This is a genomic window from Pseudonocardia parietis, assembly GCF_017876315.1.
GTDB lineage: Bacteria > Actinomycetota > Actinomycetes > Mycobacteriales > Pseudonocardiaceae > Pseudonocardia > Pseudonocardia parietis.
The window spans coordinates 2,753,139-2,766,007 of record NZ_JAGINU010000001.1 but is presented as its reverse complement, the minus strand read 5'-3'; the positions used below and the strand labels follow the sequence as shown (position 1 = coordinate 2,766,007).

The window sequence follows — 12,869 nt, the reverse complement described above, 5'->3', positions numbered from 1 at the left end:
TGGTGGCCCACTCGTGGACCGGCCGCAGTCCGGGATACGGCGGAGCAGCCGACCTGGTCAGATCGTCGGCCCCTGGCCGCCGAGGCGGCCGGCCGCCGGTACCCCGTGCCGCCGGAGTCGCGGCGGGAGGCCGGCAGGGGCGACGTCGGAGAGCGGGGGCACGGGACCCTCCGGCTCGACCGTCAGGTGGGTTCGCGGCGCGGCCCGCCCGGCATCCGGGTCGTCGAGCGAGCGGAACGCCGGTGCGACGAGTGCGGCGAGCGCCGTGACGCCGGCGAGCGCGGCCAGCACGATCCCGGCAGCGGGCAGCCCCGCGGTGGCGGCGACGGCCGCGAGCGGTGCGCTGGTCAGCGCGGGTGCCGCCAGCATGACGGTATTCTGCGCGCCCAGCACCCGCCCGCGCATCCCGTCCGGGGTGGCCTCGACGGTCAGCACCCCGAGCACCGCCGAGGCGGGCGCGTTGGTCAGGCCGACCAGTGCCGCGCCGCCGAGCACCAGCCACGGCGAGGCCAGGCTGCCGACCGCCGCGAACCCGGCGAGGCTCCCGATCATCCCGACGACGAACCAGGTCCGGCGGCGCACCCGTCCGGCGGTGGCGACGTAGAGCGCGGACCCGGCGATGCTGCCGGCGGCGATCGCGCTCAGAGTCAGCCCGGTGAGCCCGGGCAGGTCCTCGGCGGTGAAGTAGGCGGGCATCAGGGTGGTCTGCAGCGAGCTCAGCACGGCCACCAGCACCGCCGAGACCAGCGTGGAACCGAGGACGATCCGGTTGCGGCCGAGGAACCGCCACCCGGCCCACAGGTCCGCGACCGCCCGGTGTACCGCTCCGCCGACCGGCGCCGGATCGGGCACGGCCGGTGGGATCGCACCGGCCCGCGGGTCGAGCACGAGGGTCGCGGCGGCGGCGAGCAGGCTGGTCGCGGCCGTCGCCAGCAGCAGCGCCGGGGACAACCCGAGCAGCCCGACGAGCAGCCCGCCCAGGCCGGGTCCGGCGAGCAGCAGGACGTTGCCGACGGTCTCGCGGGTCGCGATCAGCCGGTCGAGGCGCCCCGGGCCGGTACCGCCGAGCCGGGCGAGCACGGGCAGCAGCGTCTCGTGCGCGGTCATCCCCGGCACCCGGATCACCGCACCGATCACCCCCAGCGCGAGGAACCAGGCCATGTCCAGGCCCCACACCGCGTCCACGACCGGCAGCGCGGTCACCGACACCACGGCGAGCAGGTCGGAGACGACCGACACCGTCCGCCGGTCGATCCGGTCGACCAGCAGCCCGGATACCAGCCCGGTCACGGCCGAGGCCGCCGTCGTCGCCGTCGCGAGCAGCCCGGCGGCGAGCACGTCACCGGTGCGGTCGAGCACCAGCAGCGGCAGCACGACGCTCGCGATGCCCTTGCCCAGCAACGACAGACCGTACGAGGCGAAGTAGACCGAGGCGCTGCGACGCACCCCGGCGCCGGCACGGTCCTGGTCGATCATGAGCATCCGTCCGTCGGCGTACGGTGAACGGATTCCAGGAAAGGCCGTGCCGTTGCGGCACACTCAAGTGCGCAGAACTGTGGTGTGGAGCACACGCGGTCGTCGCAGCGCGGGTCTCCCCCACTCGTGCGCACCGCGGGCTCGTACCGTACGGCAGGTGGGACGGGATCCGGCGCGTGCGCGGCGCACGCTGGTGGGGGACGCGGTGGCCACGCTCAACCCGGGAGCGTTCGCGTTCGTGATGGCCACCGGCATCGTCTCGGTGGCCATGGCGCACAAGCACCTCGACGTCCTGTCGTCGGTGCTGCTGGTGCTGGCGATCACCGGGTACGTCGTGCTCGTCGTGGCCACGCTCCACCGCGCCCTGGCCCACCCCCGGGCGCTGGGCGCCGACCTCACCCACCCGGGCCGGGCCTTCGGCTTCTTCACCTTCGTCGCCGCCACGAACGTGCTCGGCACCCGGCTCGCGCTGGACGGACGGCACCGGATCGCCCTCGGCCTGCTGCTCACCGGCTGGGTGAGCTGGCTGGTGCTGGGCTACCTGGTCCCGGCCGGCGCGCTGCTCCGGCGCACCGAACGCTCGGTGGTCAGCCAGGCGGACGGGAGCTGGTTCGTCTGGGTGGTCGCGACCCAGTCGGTCGCCGTCCTCGCCGCGACGCTGGAGTCGACGACGACCGCCTGGCGGAACGCCTTCGCGTTGCTGGCGGTGTTCTCGTGGGCGCTCGGCGCGTTCCTCTACGCCGCCGCCGGGATCCTGGTGGCGGCCCGGCTGCTGATCTACCGGGTGTCGCCGGCGGAGCTGACGCCGTCGTACTGGGTCGCGATGGGCGCGACCGCGATCAGCACGATGGCCGCCGCCGAGATCATGACGATGGCGGACGCCCCGAGCGCCACCGCGGCACGCGGGCTCGTCGCCGGCACCGCGCTGGCGTTCTGGGCGTTCGGCAGCTGGCTGATCCCGGTGCTCGTCGCGGCCGGCTGGTGGCGGCACGTGCGGCACCGGGTTCCGCTGCGCTATGACGCGACCGTGTGGGTCGTGATCTTTCCGCTCGGTATGTACGGCGTGGCCAGCCACTCCCTCGGCGAGGCGGCGCACCTGCCGATCGTCACCGCGATCGGCGCCGCCGAGGCCTGGGTCGCGCTCCTCGCGTGGGCGATCACGTTCGTCGCCATGCTGGTCTGTCTCGTGCGGGCCCTGCTGCGGGCCCGGAGTCCCGTGGATGACGACGCCCCCGGGACCGGCGAGCCGGACGTGCCCCGAGCGTGAGCCGGCGGTGCGCCGGGCTACGGGCGCAGGACGAGGCGTACGCCGCGGGCGCGGCCGGTCTCCAGCCGCCGGTGCGCGTCGGCGGCCGCCCGGAGCGGTAGCTGCTCGACGGCGCGCGGCCGCAGCGTTCCGCGGCCGAGGAGCTGGTTGATCCGGGCGGCGGCGCCGGCGAGCTCGGTGACGGTCGCGGTGCTGATGGCGAACCCGATCAGGCGTGCCCCGCGGGTGTAGAGCGCTCCGGCGGGCAGCTCCGGTCGCGCGGTGATCCCGGCCATCACCACGATGCGGCCCCGCTCGGCGATGCTGCCGAGTGCGGTGTCGAGGTCGTGGTGGCCGGACGTGTCGAGGTGCACGTCGATCCCGTCCGGCGCGGCCCGGCGCAGCGTTCGTGCGAGGTCCGGGTCGCGGTAGTCGAGCGCGACGTCGGCGCCGAGCGCGCGGCAGTGCTCGAGATCGTCCGCGCCGGCGACGGTGACGATCCGGGCACCGGTGTGACCGGCGAGCACGATCGCGGCGCCACCGACGTGCCCGCCGCCGCCTCCGATGTAGACGGTCTCCCCGGCGCACAGTCCGGCGTGTGTGCTCAGGGCGAGGTGGGCGGTGGCGGCGGGATGGACGACGGCGACGGCGGTGACCGGGTCGACGCCCTCGGGGAGCCGGTAGAGCCGGTCGGCGGGGACGACGGCGTAGCCCGCGGCGGCGCCCTGCCGCCCGTCGTGGCCGAGGCTGTTGCACCACACCGGCTCGCCCGGCGTGAACCCGGATGCTCCGGCGCCGGCCGCGGCGACCGTGCCGACGAGGTCGCGGCCGATGACGAACGGGAACGGCGTCGGAGTCGGGTAGGCGCCCGACCGGACGAACGTGTCGACCGGGTCGACCGCGACCGCCGCCACCCGCACCAGCACGTCGGTGGGGCCGGGCGCCGGGACGGGCAGCTCGCCGACGCGGATGTTCCCGGCCGGGCCGACGGCGTCGATCCAGGCCGCCCGCATCGTCTCGGGCAGGGCCCGTTCGCACGCCACGACCGGCACCCTGCCACGCGATCCGGCACACGACCACGCAGCGGATCCCGGCAGCGGCGGGTCAGGTCCGGGCGCCGAGGTGCCGGGCGAGGAACTGCTCGACCGCGTGGTGGAAGGCGATCTGGTTCTCCGGGTTGACGAAGCCGTGCCCCTCGTCGTCGAAGACCAGGTACTCGACGTCGACACCGCGCTCGCGCAGGTACTCGACGACGTTGTCGGACTCGGCCCGCACGACACGGACGTCGTTGGCGCCCTGGGCGATCATCAGCGGGGCGCGGACGTCGTCGAGCCGGCTGATCGGCGAGCGGGCCAGCATGTCGGCTGCCTGGTCCGGGTCGTCGGGGTCGCCGACGTAGGCGTACCAGTTACTCGCCATGGCCGGGCGGGCGAACGGCGGCAGGGTCCGCATGAAGTTCGCCAGGTCGGAGACGCCGACGAGGTCGACCGCCGCGGCGAACCGGTCCGGGGTGAAGGTGGCACCGACGAGTGCGGCGTAGCCGCCGTAGGAACCGCCCATGATCGCGACCCGGTCCGGGTCGGCGTAGCCGCGGGCGACGGCCCAGTCGACGGCGTCGATCAGGTCGTCGTGCATCGCGCCGGCGAACTCGCCGACCGCGGCCTGCATGTGGGCCTTGCCGTAGCCGACCGAGCCGCGGAAGTTGACCTGCAGCACGGCGTAGCCACGGGCCGCCAGCAGCTGCACGGTCGGCTGGAACCCCCAGGCGTCCCGGTACCACGGTCCACCGTGGACCAGGAGCACCATCGGCAGCCCGGCGGGCTCCACCCCGACCGGCAGCGTCAGGTACGCGGGCAGCGCGAGCCCGTCCCGGGCCGGGATCGTCACCGGCGTCATCGGGGCCGTCGCGGCCGGGTCGAGGTGCGGGTACGGCCGGAACAGCAGCCGGGCGTCGCCGGTCGAGTGGTCGTAGAACCAGGTGGCACCGGGATCACGGTCGTGGGTGAAGCTCACGACCCAGCGCTGCCCGCCCAGGTCGGAGGAGACCGTGGCGAGGTCGCCGTCGGACAGCTTCTCCAGGTTCGCCAGCACGTCGGCGAAGGCCGGGTCGAGCGCGTGGACGACCTGGCGTTCGCCGAGATAGCGGGCGCCGAGCAGCTCCCCGGTCGCCCGGTCGCGGAGGAGTGGCGACGCGGTCTGGGCGACGACGCGACGGGCCGCGTCGAGCTCGAGCGTCGGGTGGGCGTCGACCTCGGTCTCCTCGCCGGTGGCCAGGTCGACCCGGACGAGGCGGGTCAGGTCCCGGCCCCGGTTGGACCCCAGCCACATGCCGGTGCCGTCCGGGGTGAGCTGCATCGGTGAGGTGCCCATCGGATGGTCGGCGCCGTCGAGCACCAGCACCGGCCGCAGCTCGCCCGTCTCCGGGTCCCGGCGGGAGATCTCGATGTCACCGCGGTCGTTCGTCCCATGGGCGAACAGGGCGCCGTCGTGGCCGGCGATCCAGGTCCGCCCCGGCCCGGAGCTCTGCGCCAGCAGTGTGGACTCCCCGGTCGCGATGTCGAGCTCGTACAGGTCGATCTCGGCGGGCGTGCGGGCGTTGTGCAGCACGGTCAGCTTCCCGGGCCGGCCGGGCGCCGGTTCGACGCCCATGACCCGGGTCCCGGGAAAGGGTGTGAGGTCGACGGCCGGGGTGTCCGGGTCGTCGAGGTCGACGCGGAACAGGTGCCAGTTCTCGTCGCCGCCGGTGTCCTGCTCGTAGAGGAGCCAGCGCGGGTCGTCGGCCCAGAACCAGTTCTGGACACTGCGGGTCGCGTCGGCGGTCACGCGGCGCGGCTCGGACCCGGGTTCGAGATCCTCCACCCAGACGTTGAGCCGGTTGCGCCAGGGTGCGAGGAAGGCGATCCGGGTGCCGTCCGGTGAGATCGAGGCGCCGGTGCGGGTCGGCGGTCCGAAGAGGTCCTCGATGGTGATCATGTGATGTCCTCTCGTCGGTGTCTGCACTCGACGAGACGCCGTGCCGTGGCGGCACACTCAAGCGCACCAGAGAGTGATCTGTGTCACGCGAATGACCTGCGCTTGACCATGCCGCTACGGCACGGTTTCCACTGGCGGCAGGTTTCCACCGGTGACAATCGACGAGAGGGGACGGGCGTGGCCTGGAGCACGCGGGAGATCGCCGAGCTGGCCGGCACCAGCCTGCGGGCGGTGCGGCACTACCACGAGGTCGGGCTCCTGCCCGAACCCGAGCGGCGGGCCAACGGCTACAAGCAGTACGGCGTCGCCCATCTCGTCCGGCTGCTGCGCATCAAACGCCTGGTCGACCTCGGGTTCTCGCTGTCCCAGATCGCCGCCATGGGCAAGGAGGACGACCACCCCGAGGCGGCCCTGCGCACCCTCGACGCCGAGCTCGCCGCCACCATCGAACGGCTCCAGCGGGCACGGGTCGAACTGGGCCTGATCCTGCAGCGGTCGGCCCCGACCGACCTGCCCGCGGAGCTGGCCCCCGCCGCGGACGCCGAGATGTCCGACGCCGACCGTTCGCTCGTCGTCGTGATGAGCCGGGTGATCGGACCGGAGCGCATGCAGGCGTACGCGGACATGCTGCAGGACTTCCCGACCGACCCGACGGACCGCGAACTCGACACGCTGCCCGCCGACGCCGACGAGGCCACCCGTCAGGCCCTCGCCGAGCGCATGGCGCCGCACATCCGCACGCTGCTCGAGACGCACCCGGGGCTGGTCGCACCGGACACCGACGCCCCGCGCGGCGAGCGGTTCGCCACGCAGACGGTCAGCGCGGCGATGAAGGAGCTCTACAACCCGGCCCAGCTCGACACCATGCGGCGGGCCCACGAGCTGCTGGCCCGGGAGTCGGACGCCGATCCGGCCTGAGCGAACCGCGGGTCACCGGACCGGCGGCAAGGTGAGGTCGCGCAACGCCGGCCGGATCACCGTCCACGGCGCGGTGCGCCCGTCGAGCATCCAGACCGTGGTCGTCTCGGGCACCAGTCCCCCGTAGGTCCCCAGTGGAGTCTTCGCCTCGACCGTCGTGATCGGACGGACGTCGGTGAACCACGGTCGCAGCCGCTCGGGATCACCGACGAACAGCATCCGGTCCTGGTGCTCCGGGGGTGGCGCGAACCAGCCGTAGGCGCGGTTCGTACCGGTCACCGGCGGCAGCTCCGACTGCGGGTCGGCGGCGTCGAGGTAGGCCGCGTAGACGTACGGGGTGGCCCCGAGCGCGGTCCGGTCCTGCTGCTCGGGCGGCAGGGCCCGGTAGGCGCGGGCGGTCGCGGCCACCATCGGTTCGGCGAAGGCCGTCGAGGCCAGCACGACCGACGACGCGAGACCGACCACCGCCAGTGCCGCGCCGAGCGTGACGACCGGCCACGCGTCCCGCGTCCGTCCCGCCTCCCGGCGGTGCTGCATCGCCACGGCCCCGACCGCGACGAGGACGCCGTAGAGCGGTGTCAGGTAGTAGTGGCGGCCCGCGCTGAACGCGACCACCACGAACATGACCACGTACACCGCCGCGAGGAAGCGGTGGTCGCGCCACCGCGGCTCGCGCGCCATCGCGACCAGCCCGCAGACGGCCAGCCCGAGCGTCAGCGGGCCGGTCACCGCCAGCCCGTGCAGCACGACGACCAGGGGGCTGCCGTAGATCGCCGTGTTCTCGGCCGACACCACCCCCGCCATCGCGAGCTGCGGCCAGCCGTGGCCGGCCTGCCACAGGAGCGTCGGGGCGGTGATCAGCAGCGCGATGAGCGCTCCCGCCCAGAACGCGGGTCTGCGGAGCAGCTCACGCGGGCCCGCCCACGCGACCGCGCCGACCACGACGACCGCCAGCGCCAGTACCGCGAACCTCGTCTGCGCGGTGACACCGACGACCACCCCGAGCACGAGCAGCAGCCGGTCGTCACGGACCCGGATCCAGCGCAGCAGCAGCCAGAAGATCACCGCCCACAACGCGGGTTCGAGGCTGTACGGGGTCAGCCAGTGCCCGAACTGCGCGGCGGCGACGCAGGTCCCCTGCCCGAGTGCGGCCAGCGTCTGGGCCCGGGCGTCCCCACCGAGCTCCCGGGCCATGAGCGCGACCAGCAGCACCGCGGCGGCGGTCGCGACCACTGCGGGCACCGCGAGCACGAACTGCGATCCGGGTGCGACCGTATCGGCAAGGCGGGCCAGCAACGGCGTCAGCGGTGGCTGGTCGACCGAGCCCCAATCCAGGTGGTGCCGGCCGATGGCCAGCATCAGGTCCTCGTCGAACCAGCGGCGGGGTACGGCGGCGAGGACCAGGTGGGCGACGGCGACGGCCCCGGCGACGACCCCGACCGGGACCGCGGCGAACCGGGCCACGGGTTCCGGGTCGCGCTCCCCCGGATCGGCCACCGACCTCGCCGGCCGCCACGGCGACCACCTCCGCGACGAACCCCGGGGCCGGGTTCCGGGTGTGGGTGCCATGCCGGTCCTCTCGTGCTCGGGGCTGCCGGCTCCAGGAGAAGCTGTGCCGTCGCGGCACACTCAAGAGCCCACGGCCATGACCCGCACCACTCGAACGGCCCTTGACCGTGCCGCGACGGCACGGTCTGGACTGGTGGGTGTCATGAATGCGCGAGCAGGGCCCGGCGCCGGTCGGTCGCAGCACATCGGACGAGCTGAGAGGACACACAATGGACGCAGAGGCCGCGGCGGACACGACGGAGCCGGAAGCCCCCGGCTGCCCGGTCACCGAGTTCGGCCAGCTCCGGGAGCACGCTGCCGTGGTGGACGTCCCCGGGCTCGGCTCGGGATCCTCGCTCATGGTCACGCGGCAGGAGGACGTCCGCACGATGCTGACCGACCCGCGGTTCCGGTGCGACCCCGCAACGGTCCCGTCCGCGGTGAACAGCCTGCCGGCCGTGTTCGAGCTGGTCGGGATGCCCGAGGACCTCGCCTACCTCGGTCGCGGCCTGCTCACCCGCGACGGCGCCGACCACAGCAGACTGCGCACGCTCGTGTCGCGTGCCTTCACCGTGCGGCGGGTGAGCGCGCTGCGGCCCCGCGTGGAGGCGCTCACCGACCGGCTGCTCGACGACGTCGCCGCGGCCGGGGCCGGCGGCCGCACCGTCGACCTGGTGAGCGTGTTCGCCTACCCGCTGCCGATCGCCGTGATCTGTGAGCTGGTAGGGGTGCCCGAGGGTCGGCGGGCCCCGTGGCAGGAGCTCGGCCGGCTCTTCATGGCGCATGATCCGGAGCGGATGCCCGAGGTCGCGCGCGAGGTGGTCGCCCAGGTCGCGGAGCTGGTCGAGGCACGCCGCGCCGAACCGGCCGACGACCTCCTCACGGCGCTGGTCGGCGTGCACGAGGACGACGGCGACCGGCTGACCGAGCGCGAGCTGGTCACGATGGTGTTCGACCTGGTCATCGCCGGTTTCGAGACAACCGCGCACCTGCTCTCCAAGGCGACGCTCGCGCTGCTGACCCGGCCGGACCAGCTCGCGGCGCTGCGGGCGGACCCGGGGCTGTGGCCGCGGGCGGTGCACGAGCTGGTGCGCACCTGCGGCCCGGTGCCGACGGGCATACCCCGCTACGCCGCAGCGGACGTGGAGATCGGGGGCGCCACGATCCCGGAGGGTTCCACGGTGCTGGCCGGTCTCCTGCCCGCGAACTTCGACCCGCGGGTCTATGACGGACCCGACGAGCTCGACGTCCGCCGGGACGGTGGTCGCGGGGACGGGCACGTCGGGTTCGGGCAGGGCGCGCACTACTGTCTGGGAGCGGCACTCGCCCGGCAGGAGACCGAGGTCGCGCTGCGGGCACTGGTCGAGAGGTTCGGCGACCTGCGTCTCGCCGAGGAGGCCGCGGAGCCGTCACAGCTCGGGTTCTACCGGCTGGCCGAGCTGCCGGTCCGGGTCTCGTGACGCCGGCGGTGCACACCGTCGTCAGCAGAAATGATGATCTCCCGGCGGTGCGGTCACCCGGTCGCTAACGGGGTCTGCCGGGCACCCGATGCAGGCAGTAGTGGGCCATCGGTAGGCCCGTGGCCTACGGGGGACCGTTCTCGTGATCGGAAAGCTCATCGTCGGTGTCGTCGCGGTCACGAGTGTGGCCGTCGGCGCCGGGGTCGTCGCGACAGCGGCCTCGACCGACGGCGCCGTCGTCACCCACATCGTCGACGGTGACACGTTCGACGCGACCGTCGACGGCCGCTCCACGCGGATCCGGCTGCTCAACATCGACACCCCGGAGACGAAGGACCCGAACGCCGACGTCGAGTGTCTCGGCCCGGAGGCCGCGGCCCGGCTCGCCCAGCTGATCCCGGTCGGCAGCACGGTCTCGCTCAGCTACGACGAGGAGCGGATCGACCCCCACGGCCGCACCCTCGCCGGGGTGTACGACGGTGCAGGAACGCTGGTCAACGCGGAGCTGGCCCGGGAAGGGCTGGGCACCGCGGTGCTGTTCGAACCCAACGACCGGTTCTACGACGACGTCCTCGACGCGCAGGAGGAGGCGCGGACCGGCGCGCGTGGGCTCTACGCCGGCACGGTCGCCTGCACGCTCCCGGCACGAGTCGATGAGGCGACCTCGGCGGTCGCGGACATGCAGCGCGAGGTGCAGTCCCCGCCGTCCGACCCGGCCGGCCTCGACCGCGCCGCACAGCGGGCCCGGGCACTGATCGACGAGATCGGTGCGCTGCGGTCGGCGTTCACCGGCCCCCGCCACGGCGCGGTGTGGGCGGCGCTGTCCCCCGCCGACGACCGCCGGCTCACCGACGCCGTCGTCACCGCGCAGACCGATGCGGACGCACTGCACACCCGCTGGACGGAGCTGGCCGACGGGGCGCGGGAGCGCATCCGCCTGGCCGCGGAGCAGGCCGAACGGGATCGGATCGCCCAGCAGGAGGCGGACCGGGCCGCGCAACAGGCCGCAGCCGAGCAGCAGGCCGCTGACGAGCAGGCGGCCCGTGAGGAGGAGCAGCGCAGGCTCGCGGCGGCGCCGCCCGCGGTGACCGCGCCCGCCGCGGCGGCCTCCTCGCCGGCTGCGAGCAGCGCGGGGAGCGGATGCGACGCCAACTACTCGCCGTGCGTGCCGATCTCGGCGACGGACCTCGACTGCGGCGACCTGTCCGGCGGGCCCTACACCGTGATCGGGTCCGATCCGCACCGGCTGGACAACGACGACCCCGACAACCTCGGCTGCGAGGCCAACTGACGACACGGCCCGCGCGCTGAAGCCACCATCTCGACCGGCAGACCGCGGCGACGGGGGCGACCGGGGCGACGGGGCCACCAGAGAGAGATCATCAGATCGATGCCGATCGGTGCCACGGATGGCACCGATCGGCACTGATCGGACGATCACCGCAGGTCATCGGTGCTCCGGTGGGCCAGGGCGAGCTCATCGAGCGCCGCGGCGACCTGGGCGACCGGCGGGCGTAGCGTGGCGGCGGAGACTGCGGACGATCGAGGACGGGGCATGCGCGGTTACGGGTTCCTCCGGGCGGGCGGCCCGGAGCAGGAGGCCTTCGTCGACGTCCCCGAGCCGGAGCCCGGACCGGGTGAGCTCCTGGTGCGGGTGCGCGCCGCCGGGGTCAACCCGGGCGACTGGAGAGTGCGCAACGGCTCCTACGGCGTCGACGGCCCCGCCGTTCTCGGCCGAGAGGTGGCAGGCACCGTCCTCGCGGTCAGCGACGGTGTCACCGGATTCGCTCCCGGCGACGAGGTGTTCGGCGGCTGCCCCGGCATGCTCGGCGGCTGGGCGCCGAGGGCACTCATCACGGCGTCGTTCGCGGCGCACCGGCCGGACGGGGTCGGCCCGGAACAAGCCGCGGTGCTGCCGGTCGCCGCCGGCACCGCCTACGACACGCTGGAGAACCTGCAGCTCGAGCGCGGCAGCACGCTGCTGGTGAACGGCGCCGGGGGCGGAGTCGGTCTGCCGCTGGTGCAGCTCGCCCGGCTGCGCGGTCTCCACGTCGTCGGTACCGCGAGTCCCGCCAAGCACGAACTCCTCGGCAGGCTCGGCGCGACCCCGGTCGCGTACGGCGACGGCGTGCTCGACCGGATCCGGGCCGCCGCACCCGGCGGGATCGACGGCGCACTCGATCTCGTCGGCGGGGAGGCGCTCCGGGCCGTCGCCGGCCTCGTACCGGCCGGGGCGCTGTACTCGGTCGCCGACAAGACCTTGGTCAAGGAACTCGGCGGGAACGAGGTCACCCGCGACCGGAGCACGGCGGTGCTGGCCGAGCTCGCCCGGTCGATCGCCGACGGCGGCCTCGACCCGATGGTGAGCGAGGTGCGTCCGCTCGAACAGGCCGGGGCGGCGCTGGCCCTGGTCGAGGGCGGGCACGCCACCGGGAAGATCGTGCTCGTTCCGTAACGAGGTCACGGGGAGCGGACACGACCCGCCGACGGAGTCGGGTCGCCACCGTCTGCCTAGGCTCGTTCCATGAACGAGGATGGGCGAGCGACGACCGCCGCACGCGGCCGGCCACGTCGCTCGAATGCCGAGCGTCGCGCGACAACCCGCTCGGCCGTACTCGACGCGACGATCGCCGCCATCGTCCGCCACGGATACCGGGGCGCGACCTCGGAGCGGATCGCCGAGCTGTCGGGCCTGACCCGCGGCGCCCAGAAGCACCACTGGACGAACAAGGCCGAGATGATGGCCGAAGCCCTGCTGCACCTGCACGACAAGCTGATGGCGATCACGGTGGCCGAGCTGGAGCAGGCGTCCGACAACGGCATCCGGGCGACGCTCGAGGCGTTGTGGCGCTCGTTCCAGTCGGACCTGTTCACAGCGGCGACCGAGCTCCACCTCGCCGCCCGCATCGACGAGGAGCTCCGGGACCTGCTCATCGAGACCGAGCGGGAGATCGGGCGCCGGATCCGCAGCATCACCACCACGGCGTTCGACGACGGCACGCGCTCCGCCGAGCGGCTGAACGAGGTCGGTGATCACGTCATCAACGTCATGCGCGGTATGGCGTTCCAGGCCTCGCTGAGCTCCAGCCCCGAGCGGGAGCGCCGCCAGCTGCGGGTCCTCGAGCAGGCGGCGCTCACCATGCTCCGGGACACCGGGGACGCCATCGGACGAACCGGCGGGTGACCACCACATCTCTCCATTGACATCCATTCTGGGATGTTTTTTACTTCTCTCGGCCGGAGCAGGC

Annotated in this window: 10 protein-coding genes; 6 read left to right on the top strand and 4 right to left on the bottom strand. The window is 73.8% G+C overall.

What is annotated here, in order from left to right:
* Positions 1 to 57: 57 nt before the first annotated feature.
* On the bottom strand, positions 58 to 1,476 hold the full coding sequence (locus JOF36_RS13085; protein ID WP_210027041.1) for an MFS transporter: 1,419 nt from the start codon (positions 1,474 to 1,476) through the stop codon (positions 58 to 60).
* A gap of 157 nt (positions 1,477 to 1,633) precedes the next feature.
* Between JOF36_RS13085 and JOF36_RS13080 the strand changes: the two genes are divergently transcribed.
* Entirely contained in the window at positions 1,634 to 2,743 is a 1,110-nt protein-coding gene (locus tag JOF36_RS13080; protein ID WP_210027040.1) for a tellurite resistance/C4-dicarboxylate transporter family protein, read from the top strand.
* Between the two features lie 17 nt (positions 2,744 to 2,760).
* Here the strand turns inward: JOF36_RS13080 and JOF36_RS13075 are convergent, their stop codons facing one another.
* Positions 2,761 to 3,765: an NADPH:quinone reductase gene (locus JOF36_RS13075; RefSeq protein WP_307862353.1), complete on the bottom strand. Its 1,005-nt coding sequence runs from the start codon at positions 3,763 to 3,765 to the stop codon at positions 2,761 to 2,763.
* Between the two features lie 61 nt (positions 3,766 to 3,826).
* A complete protein-coding gene (locus JOF36_RS13070) occupies positions 3,827 to 5,695 on the bottom strand; it encodes a S9 family peptidase (protein ID WP_210027039.1) in 1,869 nt (622 codons plus the stop codon).
* Positions 5,696 to 5,872: 177 nt separating this feature from the next.
* On the opposite strand from JOF36_RS13070, the gene JOF36_RS13065 reads away from it, so the two are divergent.
* Positions 5,873 to 6,613 (top strand): helix-turn-helix domain-containing protein, encoded by a 741-nt coding sequence (locus JOF36_RS13065; RefSeq protein WP_210027038.1) that lies wholly within the window; start codon positions 5,873 to 5,875, stop codon positions 6,611 to 6,613.
* Between the two features lie 12 nt (positions 6,614 to 6,625).
* Here JOF36_RS13065 and JOF36_RS13060 read toward each other — a convergent pair whose 3' ends face one another.
* On the bottom strand, positions 6,626 to 8,110 hold the full coding sequence (locus tag JOF36_RS13060; protein ID WP_307862352.1) for a glycosyltransferase family 39 protein: 1,485 nt from the start codon (positions 8,108 to 8,110) through the stop codon (positions 6,626 to 6,628).
* A gap of 281 nt (positions 8,111 to 8,391) precedes the next feature.
* On the opposite strand from JOF36_RS13060, the gene JOF36_RS13055 reads away from it, so the two are divergent.
* From JOF36_RS13055 to JOF36_RS13040, 4 genes are all read left to right on the top strand, one after another.
* Positions 8,392 to 9,621: a cytochrome P450 family protein gene (locus JOF36_RS13055; RefSeq protein WP_210027036.1), complete on the top strand. Its 1,230-nt coding sequence runs from the start codon at positions 8,392 to 8,394 to the stop codon at positions 9,619 to 9,621.
* 142 nt (positions 9,622 to 9,763) lie between these two features.
* The gene (locus tag JOF36_RS13050; protein ID WP_210027035.1) at positions 9,764 to 10,912 is read left to right on the top strand and encodes a thermonuclease family protein; all 1,149 of its coding nucleotides are present in this window, start codon (positions 9,764 to 9,766) and stop codon (positions 10,910 to 10,912) included.
* A 264-nt stretch (positions 10,913 to 11,176) separates the two neighbouring features.
* Positions 11,177 to 12,076: an NADP-dependent oxidoreductase gene (locus tag JOF36_RS13045; protein ID WP_210027034.1), complete on the top strand. Its 900-nt coding sequence runs from the start codon at positions 11,177 to 11,179 to the stop codon at positions 12,074 to 12,076.
* Positions 12,077 to 12,145: 69 nt separating this feature from the next.
* The gene (locus JOF36_RS13040; RefSeq protein WP_210027033.1) at positions 12,146 to 12,805 is read left to right on the top strand and encodes a TetR/AcrR family transcriptional regulator; all 660 of its coding nucleotides are present in this window, start codon (positions 12,146 to 12,148) and stop codon (positions 12,803 to 12,805) included.
* Positions 12,806 to 12,869 lie beyond the last annotated feature (64 nt).

What these genes read in the sequence shown, in the direction of transcription:
- JOF36_RS13055 (WP_210027036.1), top strand. Translation starts at nt 8,392, where the DNA reads ATGGACGCAGAGGCCGCGGCGGACACGACGGAGCCGGAAGCCCCCGGC.
- JOF36_RS13040 (WP_210027033.1), top strand. Translation starts at nt 12,146, where the DNA reads ATGAACGAGGATGGGCGAGCGACGACCGCCGCACGCGGCCGGCCACGT.
- JOF36_RS13070 (WP_210027039.1), bottom strand. Translation starts at nt 5,695, where the DNA reads ATGATCACCATCGAGGACCTCTTCGGACCGCCGACCCGCACCGGCGCC.
- JOF36_RS13085 (WP_210027041.1), bottom strand. Translation starts at nt 1,476, where the DNA reads ATGATCGACCAGGACCGTGCCGGCGCCGGGGTGCGTCGCAGCGCCTCG.
- JOF36_RS13045 (WP_210027034.1), top strand. Translation starts at nt 11,177, where the DNA reads ATGCGCGGTTACGGGTTCCTCCGGGCGGGCGGCCCGGAGCAGGAGGCC.